The organism is Halorussus aquaticus, from assembly GCF_024218795.1.
GTDB classification, from domain to species: Archaea; Halobacteriota; Halobacteria; order Halobacteriales; family Haladaptataceae; genus Halorussus; species Halorussus aquaticus.
Genome location: NZ_CP100400.1, coordinates 3031137 through 3054254, shown reverse-complemented (window position 1 = coordinate 3054254; position 23118 = coordinate 3031137). Strand labels below are relative to the sequence as shown.

General features: G+C 64.2%; 21 protein-coding genes and 1 tRNA gene. 12 read left to right on the top strand and 10 right to left on the bottom strand.

The features are described 5' to 3' along the window. Nucleotides 1–60: 60 nt before the first annotated feature. Nucleotides 61–2025: a BGTF surface domain-containing protein gene (locus tag NGM06_RS15705; protein ID WP_254267864.1), complete on the bottom strand. Its 1965-nt coding sequence runs from the start codon at nt 2023–2025 to the stop codon at nt 61–63. A gap of 192 nt (nt 2026–2217) precedes the next feature. On the opposite strand from NGM06_RS15705, the gene mdh reads away from it, so the two are divergent. From mdh to NGM06_RS24170, 5 genes are all read left to right on the top strand, one after another. Continuing rightward, a complete protein-coding gene (gene mdh, locus NGM06_RS15700) occupies nt 2218–3132 on the top strand; it encodes a malate dehydrogenase (protein WP_254267863.1) in 915 nt (304 codons plus the stop codon). A gap of 158 nt (nt 3133–3290) precedes the next feature. Beyond that, the gene (locus NGM06_RS15695) at nt 3291–5537 is read left to right on the top strand and encodes an ATP-dependent DNA helicase (protein ID WP_254267862.1); all 2247 of its coding nucleotides are present in this window, start codon (nt 3291–3293) and stop codon (nt 5535–5537) included. Nucleotides 5538–5562: 25 nt separating this feature from the next. Beyond that, nucleotides 5563–6120, top strand: coding sequence for a KEOPS complex subunit Cgi121 (gene cgi121, locus NGM06_RS15690; RefSeq protein WP_254267861.1), 558 nt, complete (start codon nt 5563–5565; stop codon nt 6118–6120). A 262-nt stretch (nt 6121–6382) separates the two neighbouring features. Beyond that, on the top strand, nt 6383–6760 hold the full coding sequence (locus NGM06_RS15685) for a DUF5789 family protein (RefSeq protein WP_254267860.1): 378 nt from the start codon (nt 6383–6385) through the stop codon (nt 6758–6760). Nucleotides 6761–7141: 381 nt separating this feature from the next. Continuing rightward, nucleotides 7142–7273 carry a hypothetical protein gene (locus NGM06_RS24170; RefSeq protein ID WP_256567938.1) on the top strand — a complete coding sequence of 44 codons (132 nt, stop codon included), beginning with the start codon at nt 7142–7144 and terminating at the stop codon, nt 7271–7273. Between the two features lie 185 nt (nt 7274–7458). On the opposite strand, the gene NGM06_RS15680 is transcribed toward NGM06_RS24170, so the two are convergent. Then, nucleotides 7459–7531: transfer RNA gene (locus tag NGM06_RS15680), tRNA-Gln, on the bottom strand. A 143-nt stretch (nt 7532–7674) separates the two neighbouring features. On the opposite strand from NGM06_RS15680, the gene NGM06_RS15675 reads away from it, so the two are divergent. The 4 genes from NGM06_RS15675 (at nt 7675) to NGM06_RS15660 (ending at nt 10287) form a co-directional block, all read left to right on the top strand. Next, the gene (locus NGM06_RS15675; protein WP_254267859.1) at nt 7675–8301 is read left to right on the top strand and encodes an IMP cyclohydrolase; all 627 of its coding nucleotides are present in this window, start codon (nt 7675–7677) and stop codon (nt 8299–8301) included. A gap of 51 nt (nt 8302–8352) precedes the next feature. Then, entirely contained in the window at nt 8353–9012 is a 660-nt protein-coding gene (locus NGM06_RS15670; protein WP_254267858.1) for a metallophosphoesterase family protein, read from the top strand. A gap of 176 nt (nt 9013–9188) precedes the next feature. Next, entirely contained in the window at nt 9189–9947 is a 759-nt protein-coding gene (locus tag NGM06_RS15665; RefSeq protein WP_254267857.1) for a nucleoside phosphorylase, read from the top strand. 94 nt (nt 9948–10041) lie between these two features. Continuing rightward, nucleotides 10042–10287: a ferredoxin gene (locus NGM06_RS15660; protein ID WP_254267856.1), complete on the top strand. Its 246-nt coding sequence runs from the start codon at nt 10042–10044 to the stop codon at nt 10285–10287. Between the two features lie 455 nt (nt 10288–10742). On the opposite strand, the gene NGM06_RS15655 is transcribed toward NGM06_RS15660, so the two are convergent. The 6 genes from NGM06_RS15655 to NGM06_RS15635 form a co-directional block, all read right to left on the bottom strand. Continuing rightward, entirely contained in the window at nt 10743–11513 is a 771-nt protein-coding gene (locus NGM06_RS15655; RefSeq protein WP_254267855.1) for a DUF7089 family protein, read from the bottom strand. Further along, entirely contained in the window at nt 11513–11605 is a 93-nt protein-coding gene (locus NGM06_RS24470; protein ID WP_435177539.1) for a hypothetical protein, read from the bottom strand. The genes NGM06_RS15655 and NGM06_RS24470 overlap by 1 nt, the downstream gene beginning before the upstream one ends. Nucleotides 11606–11684: 79 nt before the next feature. Beyond that, nucleotides 11685–13163 (bottom strand): MATE family efflux transporter, encoded by a 1479-nt coding sequence (locus tag NGM06_RS15650; protein ID WP_254267854.1) that lies wholly within the window; start codon nt 13161–13163, stop codon nt 11685–11687. A 210-nt stretch (nt 13164–13373) separates the two neighbouring features. Continuing rightward, nucleotides 13374–14105: an OapC/ArvC family zinc-ribbon domain-containing protein gene (locus tag NGM06_RS15645; RefSeq protein ID WP_254267853.1), complete on the bottom strand. Its 732-nt coding sequence runs from the start codon at nt 14103–14105 to the stop codon at nt 13374–13376. After that, complete coding sequence (locus NGM06_RS15640) at nt 14105–14494, bottom strand: DUF2073 domain-containing protein (RefSeq protein WP_163524028.1); 390 nt, start codon at nt 14492–14494, stop codon at nt 14105–14107. The genes NGM06_RS15645 and NGM06_RS15640 overlap by 1 nt, the downstream gene beginning before the upstream one ends. Before the next feature lie 4 nt (nt 14495–14498). Beyond that, nucleotides 14499–15140, bottom strand: coding sequence for an Era-like GTP-binding protein (locus NGM06_RS15635; RefSeq protein ID WP_163524029.1), 642 nt, complete (start codon nt 15138–15140; stop codon nt 14499–14501). A gap of 1754 nt (nt 15141–16894) precedes the next feature. On the opposite strand from NGM06_RS15635, the gene NGM06_RS15630 reads away from it, so the two are divergent. Then, on the top strand, nt 16895–18388 hold the full coding sequence (locus NGM06_RS15630; protein WP_254267852.1) for a Cdc6/Cdc18 family protein: 1494 nt from the start codon (nt 16895–16897) through the stop codon (nt 18386–18388). Between the two features lie 101 nt (nt 18389–18489). On the opposite strand, the gene NGM06_RS15625 is transcribed toward NGM06_RS15630, so the two are convergent. Then, nucleotides 18490–19323: a S24/S26 family peptidase gene (locus NGM06_RS15625; protein ID WP_254267851.1), complete on the bottom strand. Its 834-nt coding sequence runs from the start codon at nt 19321–19323 to the stop codon at nt 18490–18492. A gap of 111 nt (nt 19324–19434) precedes the next feature. On the opposite strand from NGM06_RS15625, the gene NGM06_RS15620 reads away from it, so the two are divergent. After that, entirely contained in the window at nt 19435–21006 is a 1572-nt protein-coding gene (locus tag NGM06_RS15620) for a DNA-directed DNA polymerase II small subunit (protein WP_254267850.1), read from the top strand. 204 nt (nt 21007–21210) lie between these two features. Here NGM06_RS15620 and NGM06_RS15615 read toward each other — a convergent pair whose 3' ends face one another. Next, the gene (locus tag NGM06_RS15615; RefSeq protein ID WP_254267849.1) at nt 21211–21669 is read right to left on the bottom strand and encodes a hypothetical protein; all 459 of its coding nucleotides are present in this window, start codon (nt 21667–21669) and stop codon (nt 21211–21213) included. A 128-nt stretch (nt 21670–21797) separates the two neighbouring features. Between NGM06_RS15615 and NGM06_RS15610 the strand changes: the two genes are divergently transcribed. Beyond that, nucleotides 21798–22940, top strand: coding sequence for an ATPase domain-containing protein (locus NGM06_RS15610; protein ID WP_254267848.1), 1143 nt, complete (start codon nt 21798–21800; stop codon nt 22938–22940). Nucleotides 22941–23118 lie beyond the last annotated feature (178 nt).

Here is a 23118-nt window from a genome sequence, read left to right as displayed (position 1 = left end):
ACGCCAGCGTTTTCCGGTTTTCGCAACCCGCCGGGTCAGTACCGACCGGCGGGTCACAGGTCACCGACGCGTTCCCAGACGCAACGCGGTCGCACCGAGGAGCGCCGCGGCGGCGACGACCGGGCCGAAGCCCGGTGTCCCCACGCCCGTCGCGTCGGAGGGTGTGGTGGAGCCAGCGTCGGCCGTGGTCGGGGTCGTTCCAGTGGACTCAGCGGTTCCGATGGTTGCAGAGGACCCGACGGTGGAACCGATAGTGTCGGGGTCGGTCGTCGTGGTGTCGGGGTCGGCGGTCGGTGTTTCCGTCGGCGGCGTCACGGCTCGGTCGGCGTCGAACGTCGCCGACGGTTCGTCTCCAGTCGGTTCGACCCCGTCGACGGTGACGCCGAGCCAGTCGCTCACTACTCGGTCGTCGACCCGGTACGGCGAGTCGGTCGCCGGGCCGTCGAACGCTCGGTTCCCGTTGGCGTCTCGGTGTGCGACGACGAGGAGGTAGCCCGGCTCGGTTCGGGAGTCCACCACGAGGTCGTCGTCGCTCGGGGTCGCCGAGCCGACCGGTCGGAATCGGTCGGCCGAGGAGTCGTACTCGTAGGCGACGAGGAAACCGCCCTCGGGGAGCGTGAGTTGGCGAACGTTCAGGTCGGTGACTCGTTGGCGGTGTCCGTATTCGGATAGCTTCCAGTAGACGCCCGGCGACTCGCCGGTTTCTCCGGGGAACTGGTCGGGGCCGACGTGGACCGCGAACAGACCGGGAACCGAGGCGTTCGCGAGGTCCACCGTCGCGGTGAACGTGCCGTTGTCCGTGACCGTTGCGGTCGTCCGTCGCTCGAACGTCGAATCGACCCGCGACTCCACCCGGACGGGGACGCGCGAATCGGCGAGCAGGTTCGTTTCACCGGATATCGTCGCTCGGTCGTCGGCGGTCAGCCGAACGGTATCGGCTCCTGACGGTCGAACCGCGGTCTGGCGGGTAGCGATTCGGAACGAGGTGGTCAGTTCCCGCCCGGCATCTCCGAGACGGCTCTCCGGAGAGACCTCGACGTAGACGGTCTGTCCTCCGGCGTGCGTCCCTTCGAGGGTTGTCGTATCGAGCAGGACGTAGGCCGCGCCAGCGCGGTAGTCGAGTAGGACGCGAGCGCCACCCTCGGTGGCGGTCTCGCGGAACAGGATGCCACCGCACGGACCGCTGATTTCGAACGTCTCGTCGGTCTCCGGTTCCGTTTCCTCGTGAAGCGCGAGGAACCGATCGGTCGTCGTGTTTCCGGACCGGGCGGCGATTGCGCCGAGGAGGCTCGGCGCGTCGATGCGGACGAGGAGCGTCTCGCCCTCGACGGCTTCGGGGTCGTACTCGCCGGGTTCCAGTGGGGCGGTCAGTCCACTCCTGTTCGCCGCTCGAATCGCACTGGCGTTGGACGCGTCGAACAGCCGAGGGACGGCGCGACGGGCGGTGATGGACTCGAACGAAGGCTCGGTCACGGTCAACTCGCGCTCCGCGACGACGGTTCCGTTTCGAGTGGCCGTCACGGGGTACGTCCCGGGTTCTAGCGGGTCTGTCGGGGTTCCGCCAGTGACGACCACGGCGTCGGTGCCTGCGGTCCGGTACGTGCCGGGTGCGACGGTCGTCCGGTTCCCCGCGAGGTAGGTGTTGACGAGGAGTCGGACTCGTCCGTCACCATCGTCTCGGACGTCGAGTCTGGTGCTGTACCCGTCGTCGGACCCGACCCTGACCGTGACGTTCACGCCCGCTGGAACCGACAGCGGGACGGTCGCGATATCGCCGCGGGCGACGGAGCGGTCCGCGGACTCGTTCGGCGTCGGAGGCGACGTGGCGTTCTCTGGAAGTCCTTTTTCGCCGGTCGGTTCGAGGAGTTGCGGACAGGTCTTCCGGTCGGCGGTGACGCCGGACGTGGTTGCAGATTCGACATCGGTGACGGCAGTTGCCGGGAACGACGCGGCGAGGACTGCCAAGACTGCGAGGGCGACGGCCGCTCTGGAGGTGGAACCGTCTGATGACGGGGGAGAGGGCATCAGCCGAACGACGTGTCGCCGGGCGTATCAGTTTTCCGGGGGGTCGGACCAGTAACGGACCGACGACGAGCGAGCGGGACCGAACTGTCACGTCGTTCGTCGAACCAATCAAACGTCGTACGACGACCACGCGGGCGGTTTTTCGGTGTTTCCGAAGCGCTTAACCGAATAGCGGGAGGCGTTTTACGTGGTATGACGAAAATCAGCGTGGTCGGCGCGGCCGGAACCGTCGGGGCCGCGGCGGCGTACAACATCGCGCTTCGGGACATCGCGGACGAACTGGTGCTCGTAGACATCCCGGACAAGGAGGAGGACACCGTCGGGCAGGCCGCCGACGTGAACCACGGGGCCGCCTACGACTCGAACACCACGGTCCGTCAGGGCGGTTACGAGGCGACCGAAGGGTCCGACGTGGTCGTCATCACGGCCGGGATTCCGCGTCAACCCGGCCAGACCCGCATCGACCTCGCGGGCGACAACGCGCCAATCATGGAGGACATCGGTTCCTCCATCGCGGAGTACAACGACGACTTCGTCACGATTACGACCTCGAACCCGGTGGACCTGCTGAACCGCCACCTCTACGAGGTCGGCGAGCGGTCGCGCGAGAAGGTCATCGGCTTCGGCGGCCGCCTCGACTCCGCGCGATTCCGCTACGTCCTGAGCCAGCGCTTCGACGAACCCGTCCAGAACGTCGAGGCGACGATTCTGGGCGAACACGGCGACGCACAGGTCCCGGTGTTCTCGAAGGTCCGCGCCAACGGCAAGGACCCCGAGTTCAGCGACGACGAGAAGGAGGAGATTCTGGAGGAACTCAAGCAGAGCGCGATGAACGTCATCGAGAAGAAGGGCGCGACCCAGTGGGGTCCCGCCACCGGCGTCGGCCACATGGTCGAAGCCGTGGTCCGGGACACCGGCGAGGTCCTGCCCGGTTCCGTCAAACTCGAAGGCGAGTACGGCCACGACGACGTGGCGCTCGGCGTCCCCGTCAAACTCGGCGAGGGCGGCGTGCAGGAAGTCGTGGAGTGGGACCTGACCGAGTTCGAGCGCGAGCAACTCGGCGAGGCCGCGGACAAGCTCTCCGAGCAGTACGACGAAATCGCGTAGTCGGCCGAATCCGCGCCGTCAAATCGGATTTTTCTTCGGAACGTCCGCCGGGAGCCGTCGGTCCGAACCGCGCGACGTGACGACCCGACAGTTTAAACCAGAAGACGCGCCTAAGACGGAGTAATGGCTACTTTCGTCTCTCCGCGGAGGTGGACGGCGTGACCGTCGAGATCTCCGACATCCCCGACCTCCCCGAGGGGGTCCCGGAACACTTCCGCGAACAGGGCATCGAGGAGTTGTACCCGCCGCAGGGCGAGGCCGTCGAAGCGGGCGTCGCCGACGGCGAGAGCGTGGTGGCGAGCGTCCCGACCGCCAGCGGGAAGACGCTCGTCGCCGAGTTAGCGATGTTGACGAGCGTCGCCCGCGGCGGGAAGGCCCTCTACATCGTTCCGCTCCGCGCGCTGGCGAGCGAGAAGAAGGCCGAGTTCGAGGAGTTCGAGCAGTACGGCGTCGAGGTGGGCGTCTCGACCGGCAACTACGACAGCGACGGCGACTGGTTGGCCCAGAAGGACATCATCGTCGCCACCAGCGAGAAGGTGGACTCGCTGGTCCGGAACGGCGCGCAGTGGGTGGACGACCTGACCTGCGTGGTCGCCGACGAGGTCCACCTCGTGGACTCGAAGAACCGCGGCCCGACGCTCGAAGTCACCCTCGCCAAACTCCGGAAACTCAACGAGAACCTCCAGACTGTCGCGCTCTCGGCTACAGTCGGCAACGCCGACGAGATTGCCGACTGGCTCGACGCGACCCTCGTGGACTCGTCGTGGCGTCCCATCGACCTCCAGAAAGGCGTCCTCTACGGGCAGGCACTCCACCTCGACGACGGGTCGAAGAAACAGATTTCGCGAGGCAACGAGAAGGCCACCGCCGCGCTGGTCGAGGACACGCTCAGCGACGAGGGGTCAAGTCTGGTGTTCGTCAACTCCCGGCGGAACGCCGAGGCCGCCGCGCGACGGCTCGGCGACGTGACCCGGGACTACCTCACGTCGGAGGAGCGCACCGAACTCCACGACATCGCCGACGAGATTCGGGACGCCAGCGACACCCAGACCAGCGACGACCTCGCCGACGCCGTCGAGAAGGGGTCGGCGTTCCACCACGCGGGTCTCTCCAGCGAGAGCCGCGAACTCGTCGAGGACGCCTTCCGGGACCGACTCGTCAAGGTCATCTCGGCGACGCCGACGCTGGCGGCGGGGGTCAACACGCCCTCCCGCCGGGTCATCGTGAGGGACTGGCGGCGCTACGACGGCGACGTCGGCGGGATGGCCCCGCTCGACGTGCTGGAGGTCCACCAGATGTTCGGCCGGGCCGGACGCCCCGGACTGGACCCCTACGGCGAGGCGGTGCTCATCGCCAACAGCCACGACGAGTTGGACGAACTGTTCGACCGCTACGTCTGGGCCGACCCCGAACCGGTCCGGTCGAAACTCGCGGCCGAACCCGCGCTCCGGACCCACGTCCTCGCCACCGTCGCTTCCGGGTTCGCCGACACCGAAGACGAACTCGTCTCGTTCCTCGAACGCACGCTCTACGCGACTCAGACCGACGAAACCGGCCGCCTCGAAACCGTGAGCCAGAACGTCCTCGAGTATCTGGAGCGCAACGAGTTCCTCGAACGCGAGGACGGCGGCCTGCGCGCGACCGGACTGGGTCACCGCGTCTCGCAACTCTACATCGACCCGATGAGCGCCGCCGAAATCATCGACGGCCTGCGGGCGGCCGAGGGCCGCCCGACCGCGCTCGGTCTGTTCCACCTCGTCTCGCGCACCCCCGACATGTACGAACTCTACCTCCGGTCGGGCGACCGCGAGGAGTACACCGAACTCGCCTACGAGCGCGAGTCGGAGTTCCTCGGGTCGATGCCCTCGGAGTTCGAGGACAACGCCTTCGAGGACTGGCTGTCGGCGCTCAAGACCGCCCGTCTGCTCGAAGACTGGGCCTCCGAGTTGGACGAGGACGACATGGCCGAGCGCTACGGCGTCGGACCGGGCGACATCCGCGGCAAGGTCGAGACCGCCGAGTGGTTGCTCAACGCGGCCGAGCGACTCGCGGGCGAACTCGGTCTCGACTCGGGCGCGGCCATCCGGGAGGCCAAGAAGCGCGTCGAGTACGGCGTCGAGGAGGAACTGCTCGACCTCGCTGGCGTCCGCAACGTCGGGCGCAAGCGCGCTCGGCGACTCTACGACGCGGGCATCGAGTCTCGGGCCGACCTCCGTGAGGCCGACAAGTCGGTCGTCCTCGGCGCGCTCCGGGGTCGGCGAAAGACCGCCGAGACCATCTTCGAGAACGTCGGGCGCAAGGACCCCGACTTGGAGGGCGTCGAGGCCGACGGCGACGCCGAAACCGAGGTCGGCGGAACCGGCGACGACGGAAGCGGCCAGCAGAGTCTGGGTGATTTCGAATGAGCGACGCCGACGGAGCGAACCGACGATGAGAGTCGTCGCGGGACGCGCCGACATCGAGAATCTCGACGACTTCCTCGAAGATATCGGGGAGATAGCCGACGAGTTCGACTGCGCGGTTCAGGCGTTCGACGCCGACTACGTCCTCGGCCGCGACCACCTCCGGACGGCCGTCGAACGCGCCGACCGCGCGTTCGACCGCGGCGAGAACGTCGCCCGGGAGCGCGCCGTCGAGATTCTGCTCTACGCCGCGGGCCGGAGACAGATAGACCGCGCGTTCGAGATGGGCGTCTCGGAGGGCGAGTCCGACGTCGTGGTCGTCGTCCACTCGCCGGACGGCGAGGGGGAGCGCGAACGGGCGGCCGCGGAGGCGGTCGGCGACCTACTCGCGCCCGCGACCGGAGACGCAGGCGCATCCGGAACTGCGGGCGAGGGTGCGAGCGCGGGCACAGTCGCGCCAGACCGCATCGACCGCGAGGCCGTCCGGGAGTTCTTCGACGTTACCGAGACCGAACTGGACGCGACCGACGCGGAACTCGCCGATGTCGTACGCGAGCGTGTGGCCCTGCTAGACGTGGAGAAATAGCGCGAAACGAGGAACGCGCTTCTCGTCGCAGTCAGCGTCGGACGCTCGAAGTAAGCGGAGTCGAGACACTGAAAGACGTCTCTCCGGGATCTGGTCTTCGAAAAAGGCACCGGTGCGTACGGAGACGCAGCGATGCCACGTCTTACCCGTTACCCGATTCGAATTACTGTCTGGCAACACATACGTCTTCCGCCCGAAACGAGACGGGAGGATAAACCCCCCAGCCAGCAGGGTTACGGATATCACGACCCAACCTCGAGACATGGCCGACGAACCCGACGCCGAACGCGAACAGCGACACGCCCGTGAACGCCAGCGTGAACGGACCGAGCGCGTCGAGGACGTGCTGGGCGAGGCCGGGAAGATGCTCGGCGAACACAAGTATCCCGCGACGAGCGAGGAACTCGCCACCGAGTACGGCGACCAACCGCTCGACCTGCAAAATGAGACCGAGAGTCTCGGGAGCGTCTTCGACCGCCTCGTGGACGAGCGATTCGAGTCGTCCGAAGAGGCCCGGGAAGCGGTGTACAACGAGATAACGGGAGAGGCCGCCGGTCCGGAGGAGTACAACGACGAGCGCGAAATCGCAGAGTTGGACGAGAGCGTCTCCGACGAGACTTCCGACGTGAACTCGAACTGATTCCCACGCTCCCGGCCAGCGTTCCAGTCGAAACGAAGGGGTTAAATGGGAAGACGGCGGCGAGGCTGATCGAGTAGTTTAAGACGGCGGTTTCGTCCGAACCACGCTCTCCCAGATTCCGGGGGGCGAGACTTTGTTCTTGCGGTCCTGAATCGGTCGCCGGGTCGAGTAACCAGTGTTTACGGCTCGGCCGAGTGCGGCGGTTCTCCTTTCGAGTCGATTCGGCAGCGTGTCCACCGGACCAATTTCGGTAACGACCGTCGCGTCACGGTCTCGAGTCGAAACGACGACCGGTCGAACCTGTCGGGAGTGAAACGGTTGCAACAGTGTCGGGGAGTTTAACAGACGGAACGCTTCCCCGGAGGCGTGGTGGTCTATCAGTTGGAATGCGCAGACTGCGGAGAGTTGCGCGTCGGCAGGGAAACCGACGAGGGAATCCGCCCCGTCAGGGACGACTGCCCGGAGTGCGGTACCTCCGAGTTCGACGTGTTGGCCCACGACTCCGAGGACTGACCTGCGAGAAAACGACACAGTTCACCACGTCGTTCTCTTATCGAGGGCGCTCTCCGCTCGGAGGGTGAGGACGAGGCTATCGAGGATGGAAGCGATGAAAGTGGAGATTTCACGGCGATGGGTACGACCGAGGGGCGTCGTTCAGAATCGTCGTCTGTCGGGTGAAACGGCGTGAAAATCGGGAGTAGTCCCACCAGGATTCGAACCTGGGTCGAAGCCCCCAGAAGGCTTCAGGATTGGCCACTACCCCATGGGACTCTACATCTTCCGGTAGTCGCCGGGGGAATGTAAGCGTTGCGCGTTCGCCGTCGAGTGGCACTAGTTCGCACATGCCATCGAGTGCGTTCGACAGGAGTGCATAAACCAACACCTACTTGCCGACCAAGTACACACGTTCGTGTATGTACGTCGGACGATTCCTGATCGTCGGCCCCCAGATTGCGGCGTATCGCGTCTCGTCGCGGTCGTTCCCGAACCGGAAGATAATCGAGCGCGACGCCGCGTTGACCGTCGCACCGACCGAGGACGCACCCGAGACGGAGAACCCGTACATCTCGTACAACTGCGTGCGTCGCGTCGAACCCCGCTCGGCGGAGAGCGCGGACGAACGACCGCGAACGCCGACCGCTGGCGGGTCGGTAGTCGTCGGAAACGGGTCGCACGTGGACCCCATCGCCGAGAAACTCGAACTCGGCTATCCCGCACGGGACGCACTCGCCGAGAGTCTGCTCGCGCTCGACTACGAGAAAGACGACTACGACACGCCGCGAATCGCGGGAACCGTGGGCGAGGAGTCGGCGTTCGTCGGCATCGTGCGCGAGGACGCGCTGTTGGTCCGGGAGGTGACGACGCCGACGCTCGTCGCGACCTACGAGAGAGACGCGCCCGAGTCGTTCGACTTCGCGGCCGAGACCGCGGAGGAGGCGGCCGCGGAGGCCTACGAACTCGACTTCGAGCATCCGGTCTGTGCCGCGGGCGTCGCGCGGACGGACGAGGGGTTCGAGTTCGCCGTCGAGAACGGGGAGTAAATCTCGCTGACGGGAGCCGGAATTAAGTCGCGGGCCTTCGAAGCTGTCGGTATGCGAATCGGTGTTCTCTCAGACGTCCACTCGAACCGAGTCGCGTTCGAGTCGGTCCTCGACGACATGCCCGACGTGGACGGACTCGTCTGCGCCGGCGACGTCGTCGGCTACAACCCGTGGCCAGCGGAGTGTGTCGAGATGGTGCGCGAGCGGGAGATTCCGACAGTGATGGGCAATCACGACCGCGCCGTCGCCTCCGGTACCGCGTTCCGGTTCAACCAGATGGCGAAGGCTGGCGTCGAACACGCCCGCGAGCGACTTTCGGAGAACCAGCGAGACTGGTTAGCCGACCTGCCCGACGAGCGCCACGAGTTCGACGGCCGAGTCAAAATCGTCCACGGTCATCCCGACGACCCGGACCACTACACCATGCCCGAGGAGTTCTCGGCCGACCTGCTGGACGGCGAGGACGTGCTCGTGATGGGCCACACGCACGTCCAGTACGCCGAGGAGTACGCCGACGGCGTGGTGATGAACCCCGGAAGCGTGGGCCAACCCCGCGACGGCGACCCGAGAGCGGCGTACGCGGTTCTGGACCTCGACGACCTGTCGGTCGAGCAGCGTCGCGTGGAGTACGACATCGAGGCTGTCCGCCGAGAGGTCGAGGCGGTCGGACTGCCGAGCAAAATCGGGGCGCGACTCGAACGAGGTCAGTGAGTAACTCCGCGTCGGACGACGAGTTCTGAATCGGACGGCGAGCGGGTTCGACTCGGACGGTAAACGACTCGAACTCGGCCAACGAGCGACTCGAACGTAGACGACGGGACCTCGGCAATCGGGGGTCGTTCGCACACTACCTGAAAGTTTTTACGAACAGTCGGACACCCTCTCGTATGCCGATTCCTAACTTCGGTGATAAGTACGACGCCGAGGCGCTGTTCTCACCCGCGGAGGCCGTCGCCGAGCAGGACGACGGTCTCCCGGACGTCCCTCCGGCCGTGATTCTCGGGTTTCAGGACGTGCTCTACGAGGAAGTAGCGGACCGGGCCGACGACGCGGTGAACGTCGTCAGGGGCCAGTCAGTCCACCTCTTGAACGACGATGTCGGATTCATCGGGGACTTCGGTATCGGTGCCCCCGTGACCGCCATCGTCACGGAGAACCTGCTCGCAGCGGGTGCCGAAGTCGTCTGCATCCTCGGCGGCTGTGGCTGTCTCCAGCGGTCGATTCCGTCCAACGACGCCATCCTGCCGACGCGAGCGATTCGCGACGAGGGAGTCTCGTACCACTACCTTCCGCCGGACGAGGAGGTTCGGGCGACGCCCGAACTCGTGGACGCGCTGGACGCCTCGCTCTCGGACGCGGGCGTCGACACCCACCGCGGGCCGACGTGGACGACGAGCGCCTACTACCGCGAGACGGTGCCCGAAATCGAGCGATACGCCGAGGAAGGCGTCGTCTCGCTCGGGATGGAGACCGCGGCGATGTTCGCGGTGGCCGAGTACCGCGACGCCGACGCGGCCGTCGTGCACGAAATCGGCGACCACCTGACGCCCGACGAGTGGGAGTCCGGCGTCGAACGCGAGGAGAACCTCACCGAGTTCCTCGACCCGACCGTCGAGGCGCTTCGACGGTACGTGGACTCGAATTGAAGGAGCAAGCGCATACTCTCGAGACGAAGTCACCGGTTTCCGGGACACCGCCGACTCCGGCAGGGATTAGGACGTGCCCGTTCAATGCCGGACCATGCGAGTCGAGTTCGACCGCGACACCTGCACCGGGATGTTCCAGTGTACCGCCGAGTGGGACGCCTTCGACGAGAATCGCGACGACGGCAAGGCAGACTTACGCGACGCCGAGGAGGACGAGGAGGACCTGTTCGTCCGCGAGATACCCGAAGACGCCGAGTTCGACGCCAAGATGGCCGCGCGGGTCTGCCCTGTGGACGCCATCCGCGTGTACGACGACGACGGCGAGCAGATAATCCCCTGAATCCGTCCGAAGAGTTGCGGTCAGTAACTATCAGTACTTCCAGACGAAGCGGAGGGGTGACGTACTGTCACGGTGGGTGATGGCGCGCAAGGATGCTCGGTATTACAGCAGTAACGTAGTCGGTGCTACGATGGTGACACGGCGGTGCGGGAATAGTCGCACTGATGGAAGACGTATCGAACGCGAGCGTGGGTCGCTCACTCGGTCGTCGAATCCTCGACGCGCTCTTCTTCGTCGGCGTCGGGATATAGCTGTTCCTCCTAGCTGTGTGCGTCGCGGCGCACATCCCAGTAGTCGCTCATGGTTCGACCAATTCAACGCTAGCTGTCGATTACTAAAATCGTTGCGGGAATTTGAAATCCTTCGAGAGATCCGCTCACTGGTATTATCTCGGAACTTGAGCGTGTGGGAACCAACTCGCCCGTCCGAGGCCCGTCACTCGACCGCCCCGAGACTCACTCGAACGTCTTCTCCGCCCACTTCACGGCGTACTCCGCACCGTGACTGCGGTAGGCTTGCGTGTCGAGCGCCGCGAACGGCGCGGGGAGTTCGAGTTCGTGTTTGACCGCGGCGCAGGCGAACTCCGCCGCGTCCGCGAAGTCGGTCTCGTCGCGGGCCATCGACGACGGGAGTCCGTCGAGTCGAGGCTCGATGCGTTCGCCCGCGTCCTGCCACGCCGCGAACAGACGGGGGAAGCCGTCGTCCCACTCCGCGAAGACCTCCCTAGTGTGGAGTCCGACGTACGCGTCGTACAGCGCGGTCGCGATCTGGTAGACGCTGCCGCCGTCGAAGGGGAGCGCGGCGTCGAGTTCGAGGTACCGGTCCTCGAAGAACCCGAGGAAGTGTTCGGGCAGTTGCGTGCCGATCTCCACCAGCGCCTCCGCGAGAAGGAAGTCCACGAAGTCGTCGGGTGAACCTTGCACGCGAGCCTTCACGAACGCGACCGGCGGGTCGGTCTGGCGCGTCCACGCGACGCTCCCGTCACCGGGCATCCCCACCGTGAAGTCCGTGGAGGCGAACCGGCGGAGGAGTTCGGGCGTGTCCTCGGGGAGCCACTCGTTCGGGTACGCGAGCGGGTCGAGCGCGTCCACGAGCAGGCCGAGGTCCTCGGCCCGCGCGGGGTCGAGCGTCTCGAAGTCCGTCCCCGAGTCCAGCACCAGCGCGTCGGGCGCGTGGGCGTCCCGAACTGCGGCCATCTCCCCGGACAGCGACCGTTCTTCGAACATCAGGCGGCGAGCCAGAGGTTCGCGAGAAGTGCGACTGACAGAACCGCGGTGATACCGACCGTTGCGACGACGATCTTGGTTGCCTTGCTCATACCGATTCGTTCGGACGCGAGCGCTTAAAACTGTCAGGTTTAGTCCGCGAGTCCGGTCCCGACGTGCCGCGACGAATCGTCAGTCCGCACCGGTTCCGGCCCCGATGTCGGACTCGCGGGCGACCTGCTTCCACTTGCCGGTCCAGAACCGGAAGACGTTGACACCCGCCCGGAGATACATATCGCCGAGGATGGAGGCGTACACCGCCACGAGACCGAATCCGAGACCCGGCGTGAACTGCCAGCCAGCGATCTCGAACAGGGCGACCCCGGGCGCGACCGCGAGTAAGGCCACCGGAAGCTTGAACAGGTAGGTCCCGGCGAACGCCCCGTAGAAGGGCCACCGCGTGTCGCCCGCGCCGCGCAGGCCCCCGCGCATCGTCCGCGAGACGCTGAACGCCGCGACGCCCAGACCGAACACGCGAACGAAGGTGACCGTGAGGTCGACGTGACTGGTGCCGAACGCCACCGCGATCGGCCGGGCCACCGCGAACAGCGCCGCGCCGATGAGCAGTTGCGTCACGAGCGCGATTCGCAGGGTCTGCCAGCCGTACTCGGTGGCCTCGCGGTCGTTCCCCGCCCCGATGGACTGACCGACCAGCGTCGACGAGGCCGTGGAGTACCCCCACGCGGGCATCAGTGCGAGCAGCATGACCCGCCGACCGATGGCGTAGGCCGCGACCACCGGCGTCCCGAGCGTGGTGAGGACCAGCAGGAAGGGGAACCGACCGAGCGTCCGGGAGAGTCGGGTCCCCGCGAGCGGCAGGCCGACGCGGACGATTTCGGTCGCTATCGACCAGTCCCACTGCTTACCGCCGAGCGGCAGACGGACCGAATACCGTCCCGAGAGGAGCGCGCCCGTGAAGATTGTCGCCGCGAGAACGTTCGCGAGGGCAGTGCCCCACGCCGCGCCCGCGACGCCCAGTTCGGGGAACGGACCGAACCCGAAGATGAGGACCGCGTTGAGGAAGATGTTCGTCGGCAGCGTGAGCAGGCGGACGTACATCGGGGTCCGGGTGTCACCGACCCCTGCCAGCGCGCGGGCGGCTATCATGCTCCAGAACCGGAACGAGACCGAGAGCATGATGATTTTGAGGTAGATAGCGCCGAGTCGGATGGTCTCGGGGTCGTCGGTAAGCACGTCTATCATCGGTTCGGCGTACACCCACGTCGCCGCGGTGATGGGCACTGCGAGCAGGAGCGCCAACCAGAGCGACTGCTTGATGGTGAAGTTGGCCTTCTCGTGTTCGCCCGCGCCCTCGAACCGCGAGACGACGCTGATGGTCCCGCTGGTCAGCGCCAGCGAGAGACCGAAGGGGATGAAGAAGTACTGGAAGCCGAGTTCGAGCGCGGCGACCGCCTCGTCGCCGAGCGCGCGTCCGACCATGAAGAAGTCGGCGACCCGGAGCAGCGTTCGCATCCCGCCGGTGACCATCACCGGGACCGCGAGGTCGAACGCCTCCTCGCCCTTCTCTCGGTCGAGGAGGCCGAGACGGGCCAGCGCGGCCGGGAAGAGGAACGCGACGCTCTGGAGTCGTCGCTTGGCGTCGTCGAGCATTCGGATACCGAAGTTTGAGAAGCACGGGCTAAACAGTTTTGCGAAGCCCTCGCAGCGTGGTCGTTTCGGAGGTCTCGCGGCGTCGTAGTTCGGGCGAGCCTTTCAGTAGGGTGGTCTGGGGATGGGACGGGAGTCTCTGGGCGTGGTAGTCTTCGGGATGTGGGGAGTCGTTCGCTCGAGTAGGTTGTGAGGTGCCTCAGTGACAGAGAGTCAGCGCTCGGTCGCGTCCCACGCGTCCGGGACCTCGATGACGTACTTACCGTCCTCCTTCAGCGAGATGATGTACTCCTCGCGCTCGTACAGTTCCATCAGGTTGAGTTCGTACTGGCCGGGTTCGACGATGCGGATGCTCTCGAACTGGCTGTTGAGTTCCTCCCGGAGTTCTTCGAGACCGGGATTCTCGTCGTCGGGGGTATCGACGACGTTCGCTCCCGTGTCCGAATCGCCCTTCGGTACCGTGTCCGGACCGGCGTTCGCCGGTTCGTCGGGGAGTTCCGACTCGTTGACGACGTCCCGGCGAGCGTCGGCCTGCGCCGAATCCTCGGCGACGGGAGCGGCACTTCCGGTCGAGGAGGTCGAGGTCCGAGGGCCGGGGTTCCCGGAACGGTCTGTCTGAGTAGTTGCTCGGGGGTTCTGCGTCTCGGTGTCGTCCCCCGTACCGACCCAGTCACGAACCGTGGCGGCCGCCCTGTCGACGGCGCTGCCACGGTCTCCGCCCCCGGTTTCGGGTGCACCGTCGGCGTCCGAACCGACGTTTTCTGGCGTCTTCTTCGGTTGGGTCGCCTGCGACGCCGTTCTCGACCCGGTCTCACCAGTGTTCCGCTCTGCGGCCCCCGCGGGCTGAAACTGGAACTTGTTGCCGCCGCAGTCGGGACAGCCCGAGAGCATCTGCTTCGAACCGTCCTGAAACGACCGGCCGCAGTTGGTACACTGGTGAGGCATTATTTACGAGAGACGAGGGCGCTGATGAGGTTCTCGTCCTTGTGGAGCGTCTCTATCTGGTTCGCCGGACCGATGACGGTGAGCTTCTGCGTGGACTCCTTGCCCATCAATCGGTCGAGGAAGCTCTGGTCGGCGGTCTCCGAGCGCGGGTAGGTTTCGATTTCGATGCCGTTGAACTCGTCGGGACTGATTTCTGTCATCGTCACCTCGATGAGTTTGCTCTCCTCGTCGGGCGAGAGTCCCGTTTCGAGGATGACGATGTTGCCGTCGCGCACCCCGTCCAGAATCATCCGTATCTTCTCCATCGAAGCCATCTCGGCCATGCGGTCGGCACCGATGAGGTCGATCTGGACGCCGCCGTTCGGGTCGTCCTCTGTCACTTCCGGCATGGTATCACCCGAAGTACTCCGCGATTTTGGCGTACACTTCGTCCATGTTGTCGCCTTCGAGCGCGGAGAGCGGAATCGTCTCGTGTTGCGGGAAGGCGTTGCGGATGCGCTGGACGCTCGAGTCCTCGAGGTCGGTCTTGTTGGCGAGAATGAGAACCGGGAGGTCCTGACTCTCGATGATACCGATGAGCATGGTGTTGACCTGCGTGAAGGGGTCGGTGGTGCTGTCGAGCACGTAGATGACCCCGTCGACGTCCTCGCGGAGCCAGTGCATCGCCTCTGCGACGCCCTCCGTAGCCTCACGAGAACGACGCACGGCGTCGTCTTTCTCCATGTCGTGGTCGAGGAACTCCTCGTAGTCCACTTTGGTCGTCACGCCCGGCGTGTCGACGATGTCGATGGACACCGTCTTGCCGTCGCGCTCGATTTCGACGTTTTCTTTTCGACGTGCCCGGCGAGTCTCGTGCGGAATGTGACTCTCGGGACCGACCGCGTCGCCGGTCCAGTCGCGTGCGATGCGATTCGCGAGGGTCGTTTTTCCGGCATTCGGCGGGCCGTAGATACCAATACGCTTCGGCTCCTGCGCGGAGAAGAGCTTGTCCGTAACGCGGGAAATGCTGTCTTTCAGGTCCGTAAACAATCCCATCCTTTCCTCCCAGACCCCACTATCGGCGAACGGAACCGTCACGGGGCTGTTGCGCGAACAACTATATCCCACCTACTTAAACCTATGTCAGACACCACTCTGGAAGATGTCTATTCGGTAGCACTGATCGGTCGGATCGCGGTGAGTATATCGGGCGATAGCTCGAGAATCGCTGAGTCACGAACACCGATGACTCAGTAACGCCTATGTGTAAAATGTCTCAGTAACGTCCATATATAAAATCTAATACATCATTTGGGTCGGTGGTTTGATTTCACCCGACGACCGAGACAGACGGACGAAAACGATAGAGGAGACGGGAACAGAGTAGACGGGAACAGAGTAGACGAGAAGGATAGAGCAAACGAGGCAGGTAGAGAAGTCGAGGAAACAGAGGAAACGTGAGGGAGAGCAGATGAAAGACCGCAATTCGAACGAGGGAACCGGCGGAGGCGTGGTTCCAGTTGAAACGGTGGGGTATAGAGGACAGAAATCAAGCGACGTGGCGGGTGGACCCGCTTTAGACTCCGGACTGCGGCAACCAAACAGTCGAACCTGAAGTCGAAGTGGACGGGAGACGAACCGTAGTCGAGAGTCGGAAGACCGGGGCAGTTCGACGGCGGATATCGGTCGGTCGGAGGTTCACCCACCCCCACCCCTTCGTTTCAGGTGGAGTTGGCGGAGGGAGGGTCGTGGGGTCGGCGGTAGTCACGTTTCGCTGGAAAAGTCCGTTAAACAAACAGCGACCTCACTCAACTTCCAGAAGAAAGATTGGTTTGTGGGTATTGTTTTCCAGCTATTGTAATAAAGGTTTCTACTATCTAGGCAGTTTCTCTGACCACCCCTCCCCGCCTCTATGGCGTTCCACCCGAAACGAAGGGGTGGGGGAGGTGCCCGCTGATACAGAACCCTCTCTTCGCCCCTCGACATCCAACTCAGCCTTCTCCAACAGTGGCTTTCGATAACAATACACAGGCTGGCGTGAGACTCCCGACGAGAAATCCGTTCCCTCCTAAGAGATCCGTTCCCTCGTACCCGATTATCCGCGTTCGGACACCTGCTCTCGAATCGAAACGTCACCCGTCTCGAAAACTGCAGTGGCAGTCGTGGATGGTCTCTACGTGAAACGGTGGGGACGGGTGGTGATGCAGACGATACGACTCCATCACTGGTCACCCGAAACGAAGGTGTTCGACACGGGAACTACTCTCTCGTGGCTCTCCGGTCTCCCGTTGCCACTCCGTGTGCCTGGAAATTCAAGCACTTGTGGGCTCACCCTCTCGTAGCCCCGATACTCTTCCCCATCTTGCTACCTTTGCCTTCACTCCCCTCGTCTTCCGCCACCTCCTCGACGACTTCTCGTCCAACAAACCTGGCTCACTGATTACTCACTCCCTGACCGCCCACACCCAGACTTCCATTTTCTAATCCCCATTCCTCGACCCCTTACTTTCTGACTCCCCGTTCTCTGACTCCTCGCTCTCTAACCGCTACCTTTCCGGTAAGTCGCTGTGAGCGTCCGTCGCTTCCGATACTTCACGTCTGATTTTGTCCGAATCGAGCCAAAGAAGAGTTCGAATCGAGCCCAAAGAAGAAAGAGTTTAATACCCTGCTGGACCTTTGGTTCTCCTGCATCAACTGGACGCGTTCGCGACTTCTCAGATTCGGCATCCCGGTTCCTTCGGTCGGTTCTGCCGAAATCTCGCCGCGCGACGCGCGTCTTCCACCTGAAACAGAGGGGTCGAAACGTACGCATGACAGACGAAAACACGCAACCGACGGACGACGGGGTCGACGTGAGTCCCGACCGAAACTTCGACAACGTCGATCTCGACGACGTGGTCTTCGACGACGACGAGGACGACGACCAGGGACTCTTCGACGACCTGTTGTCCGGCGAACCGATATTCGAGAACAAGGAGGTCCTGCGACCGTCGTACACGCCGCACGAACTCCCCCACCGGAAGGACCAGATCAACAACATGGCGACGATTCTCGTCGCCGCGCTTCGCGGGGAGACGCCCTCGAACATCCTCATCTACGGCAAGACGGGGACTGGCAAGACCGCCAGTGCGAAGTTCGTCAGCAAGGAACTCGAAAGCACGTCCCAGAAGTACGACGTCCCCTGTAACGTCGAGTACATCAACTGCGAGGTGACCGACACGCAGTATCGCGTCCTCGCACAACTCGCCAACAAGTTCATCGAGAACAACCAGGAGTTCGTGGACGACCGCCTCGAAGAACTGACGACGCTCCGTGAGGGCGCGAGTTCCGACCCCTCTCGACTCGCCGACACCGCGTTCGAGTCCACCGAGGCCATCGACGCGCGCATAGAAGAACTAGAAGACGACCGCGAGGAGATGGAATCGGTCCCCATGACCGGATGGCCGACAGACCGGGTCTACAACACGTTCTTCGAGGCCGTCGATTACGAGGAACGAGTGGTCGTCATCATGCTGGACGAGATCGACAAACTGGTCGAGAAGTCGGGCGACGACACGCTCTACAACCTCTCGCGGATGAACTCCGAACTGGAGAACTCGCGGGTCTCCATCATCGGCATCTCGAACGACCTCAAGTTCACCGACTTCCTCGACCCACGCGTCAAATCGAGCCTCGGCGAGGAGGAGATCGTCTTCCCGCCGTACGACGCCAATCAGCTCCGGGACATCCTCCAGCACCGCGCGGAGGTCGCGTTCAAGGCCGACGCGCTCTCGGACGACGTGATTCCGCTCTGCGCCGCGTTCGCCGCGCAGGAGCACGGTGACGCCCGGCGCGCACTCGACCTGCTGCGGACCGCGGGCGAACTCGCCGAACGCGATCAGGCCGAGGGCGTCAACGAGAAGCACGTCCGGAAAGCCCAGGAGAAGATCGAACTCGACCGCGTGGTCGAAGTCGTCCGCACGCTCCCCACGCAGTCGAAACTCGTCCTCTTCTCCATCATCTCGCTGGAGAAGAACGGCGTCCACAACGTCAACACCGGCGAGGTGTACAACATCTACAAGCGCCTCTGCGAGGAAATCGACGCCGACGTGCTGACCCAGCGCCGCGTCACCGACCTCATCAGCGAACTCGACATGCTCGGCATCGTCAACGCCGTGGTCGTCAGCAAGGGCCGGTACGGGCGGACCAAGGAGATCAGCCTCTCGGTACCCATCGACGAGACCGAGGCCGTGCTGATGTCCGACTCGCGTCTCGGCGACATCGAAAGCGTCCAACCGTTCGTACAGGCCCGGTTCGACAACTAGAGCCAGTTGTTCTGAAGAAGGCAGTTACTTGGAGAGGGGTCCGGTTCTCAGTGGAGCAGTGATAGTACGCAGCAGTGTGATAGTACGCAGTAGTTCGTGAGCTACGCGGCTCCGACGGAACGGTCGGTCGCGATATCGCCGGTCGGAGAGAGCGGTTCTCCGCTGGACGGTAGGGTCGCCGCTGGGGTGAACGACGTCATCGTCGAGGAGAGGGTCGCCGTACCGGGCGAGAGGTACGCCGCCCCAGAGAACTGAAGTCTGACCCATCCGAGCCACGGGACGCGAACCTCCGCAGTGCCCCGAACCCAACTCGGCTTGACCGGGTCGCTCAGTCGCATCCCGTTCGACTGGTCGTAGGAGGGGTTGGCGTCACCCTTCGTGATGAATCCCGAGTTCGGTGCCGGGCAGTTGGTCAACTGCTCGCAGTTCTCTGCACTGATGTACTCCTTGTTCGCCTCGTCGTACCAGTTCTCCCCCTTCTCGACCCAGAATCTGGCGCGGTGGATGATCGGCGTCTGGTAGTCCTTCCCGTCGGGTTGATAGACGATGACGTCGCCGTAGCTCCCGAACTTCTTGTATCCGGCGTCTTTTCCGGCCTGATACGGGACGACTCCGGTGCCTTGCTGGGCGGCCGCGGGCGCGAGACGACCCTCCTCCATGATGAACACGAGGTCGCCTTTCTGCATGTGCGGTTCCATGCTCCCGCTCTCGATGGCGACCATCGGGGGCCAGACTCCGCTGACGGCGAACAGGAGGAGACCGATGGCGAGGACGATACTCGCACTGCTCAACATCTCGCGCACGAATACGACCACCTGATTCTCGCTGCTGCGGAACCGGTGGACGAGAGCGAGCGGACCCGACTCCTCCTCGGTCGGTTCGCCGCCGTCCGTCGCAGGCCCCTCAGAAGATGGACCGTCTCGGGGAGAACTCATTCGACCCCACCTTGCCGTTCCGAGGTTGTCAATTTTCCGGGTGCAGGCCGAACCCCGGTCGGGCGTCGGCCGAACGATGCGCTTTTGACGACCCCCCGAAATGTGAAACACGTGCCGTTGGAGACCCCGGCCCGTATCGTCAGTGAACTCACCAGTCGCGGCTACAACGCCGACCGCGAGGCGGTGACGCTCCTCGCGCGGGCCGCCGACCCGGACAGCGCGCTCGACGCGGCCGTCGAACGCGCTCCCGAAGACGCTCTGAAACTCTCCTCGGACCACGTCGAGAGCGTCCTCGCAGACCTCGAACCGGGACGGAAAGCCTCCGCTTCGACTGGATACGATAACGGGAACGAGTCGGGGAAGGAATCGACCTCTGCAGAAGAAACGAAGGGGGACGACGATGTCGGCGAAGCCGTCGCCGACGTCTCTCGGCCCGACGAGTCGATTCGGGACCCGGACCTCGACGCCCGGTCGGTCGAAATCACGGGTAACGTGACCGGTGAGAGTACCGGAACGGGCGAGTACGACGATTTCGTCTCCGTGTTCCAGGACCGGTTCAAGCGCCTCTCGAAGCAGTTGCGTTCGCGCGTCAACGCTCGCCCGACCTCGGTCGTCGGCGAGATGCCCGGTGGCGGCGAGACAGCTATCGTCGGGATGATAAGTGACATTCGCTCGACCGCCAGCGGTCACTGGCTAATCGAGTTGGAAGACACGAGCGGGACCTACCCTTGTCTCGTCATGAAGGATCGCGAGTTCGCAGACACGGTAGACGAACTCCTCCTCGACGAGATAATCGCGGTCGAAGGGACGCTCTCGGACGACAACGGCGACGGAGACGGTATCCTGTTCGTGGACTCGCTGTACTTCCCCGACGTGCCCCGCACGTACCAGCCCTCGACCGCCGACCGTCACGTTCAGGCCGCGCTCATCAGCGACGTTCACGTCGGTAGTCAGGAGTTCATGGGGGACGCGTGGTCGCGCTTCGCCGACTGGCTACACACGCCCGAGGCCGAGAACGTCGAGTACCTGCTCATCGCGGGCGACATGGTGGAGGGGGTCGGCGTCTATCCGAATCAGGACGAGGAACTCGACATCGTGGACCTCTACGAGCAGTACGAGCAGTTCTCGGAGTACCTCAAGGAGGTACCCGGTGACCTCGAAATCGTAATGATTCCCGGCAACCACGACGCCGTCCGACTCGCCGAACCGCAACCCGGTTTCGACGAGGAGTTACGCGACATCATGTCGGTCCACGACGCGCGAATCTCGGGCAACCCCTCGACCGTCACGCTCGAAGGCGTCGATATCCTGATGTATCACGGCGTCTCGCTCGACGAAGTTATCGCCGAACTGCCCGACGAGAAGGCCAGTTACGACGAACCGCACAAGGCGATGTACCAACTCCTGAAGAAGCGCCACGTCGCGCCTCAGTTCGGCGGGAAGACTCGCCTCGCCCCCGAAGAGAAGGACTATCTCGTGATGAACTCGGTTCCGGACGTGTTCCACACCGGCCACGTCCACAAACTCGGATGGGGGAAGTACCACAACGTCCTCGCGGTCAACTCCGGGTGCTGGCAGGCCCAGACCGACTTCCAGAAGTCCGTGAACATCGACCCCGACTCCGGATTCGCGCCCATCCTCGACCTCGACACGCTCGACATGACCGTCCGGCAGTTCAGCTGACCGATATCTCCGAAGGACAGCATTTTAGGTTCCACCTGAAACGAAGGGGTTAGCGGGTTGACTCGCCCTATCGACGGACGCGTCGGCGTCGCTCTCTATCGGAGGGGGTTGGCTGTTGGACGTGAGTACGTCGGACGCGGTTGTCCGTCGGATGTGGAAGCACCTGCCGGACGTCGGGGTGTCTCCGGACGAATACGCCGGCGCTCAACGACGCGTAGAATTCGCGTTCACCGAGTGGTCGAGACGATACTCCAGCGTCCGACCGCCCTCGAACCGCGGACCGGTCCCCGCCCGCTGGAACCCGGCGGCTTCGACTACTTCCCTCGTCTCCGCCTCGTCCTCGGGCACCAGCGCCTCGACGGCCATATCCTCCTTCCGGGCGAACCGGACCGGTTCCTCCAGCAGTCGCTCGCGCGCCTCCCGGGTTCCCCGGAGGTACGTCACCCGGACCGTCCCGGGCATCGCGTCGAATCCGACGAAGCCCACTATCTCGGCCTCTTCGTCGTCTCCCCCGCTTTCGGTATCTGCGCTCTGGTCGTCAGCGTCGGCTTCCGCGACCCGGACCGTCCGGTCGTGGACCACGTTGCGCATCACCTCGGCGGGGGCGTCGGCGAGTTCGCCCAGTACCTCCCCGTCGTCTTCGACTGCGTCGCGCACGTTCATTGTTCACGTATCGACCGCGGACTAAGTTAAAGCCCGCGGGGAGTTCGTGTTGACGAGTAGACGTATCATTCGAGTCGGAGTGAACAGGCCTTTTTCGCCTGCATCTCTTTGTCAAGAGTATGCATGGCATGGACGACTCCGCCCCCGAGGCGACCGATGCCGCCGACCCCGATTCGGAAGTCGCCGACGCCGCACTGAACTCCTCGACACCCCCCGAGTCCGACCGCTGTGACTACTGCCGTCTCCCGATTCCGACCGACCCGGTGACGCTCGAACGAGAGGGTACCGTCTACGAGTTCTGCACCGAGGCCTGCCGGGACGCGATGGCCGAGAGCGACCGCACGTGCACGGAGTACCACGGATTCCGACGCGTCCGAACCGGCGTCTCGGGACTGGACAGGTTCCTCCCGCAGGGGTTCCCCCGGAACTCGTTCGTCCTGCTCTCGAACGACGAGGGAGCGCGCGACGACGCCCTCCGGGCCGAACTCGTCTGGCGGGCCTTGGAACGGGGCGAACCCGCCACCGTCGTCACGTTCACCGAACCGCCCGTCTCGGTCGTCGAGGGATTCCTCTCGCTCGACTGGAACGTCCTGCCGTATCTGGAGTCGGGCCAACTTCACGTCGTGGACTGTTTCACCTACCGGATGGACGACCGCGACCGCGAGCGCATGTTCGAGCGCATGGACGAGTGGAACCGCCACATCTACAGCGTCACGGAGTCGGTGACTCAGACCGTCCGAGACCCCAGCGACGTGACCGAACTCCACAACAAACTCGACAACTGCCTCGAAGCGCTGTCGATGAGCGACCGCGGAATCGTCGTCGTGGACTCGCTGACCGAGTTCGGGACCCTCGTCCAACCCGTGCAGGCGTACAACTTCGTGAAGGACGTTCGGGCCGACGTCTGCAAGGGACGGTTCGTCCCCGTCTTCGCGGGCGGGACGTTCACCGGCGAGGAGGAGAGTTTCCCCCACGACCTCGGCTACGCCGTCGATGGTATCGTGGACATGCAGGTGACCGGTTCCATCGTGAAGGACACGCTCATCAAGCGCATCCGCATCCGGAAGATGAACGGCGTCCTCGCGATTCCCGAGTGGGTCGCCTACGAGTTCACCGCCGGGAAGGGACTGGTCACGTTCGACCCGATAGCCGAGATGGACGAGACCGACGAGCGCGCGGAGGAGGGCGACACCGCCGGCGACGAACGGAGACGAGCGGAGGAGGAGTCCGACGCCGAGAACCCGGAGGTCGCCGAGACCGGCGGCGAGTAGACGCGATACCGGCGGCGCGTGGATGTGAGGCCAGCAGCGAGTGGACGAGAGATTGGTAGCGAATAGACACGAAATTCGGGGGTGGCAAGCTTCTCAGACATGGAAGCAGTTATCTGCGTGCCAGAGTTAGCCTCTCGCATGCATCAGCGTCCCGCACGGGGGTCCTCGGATTCACAGG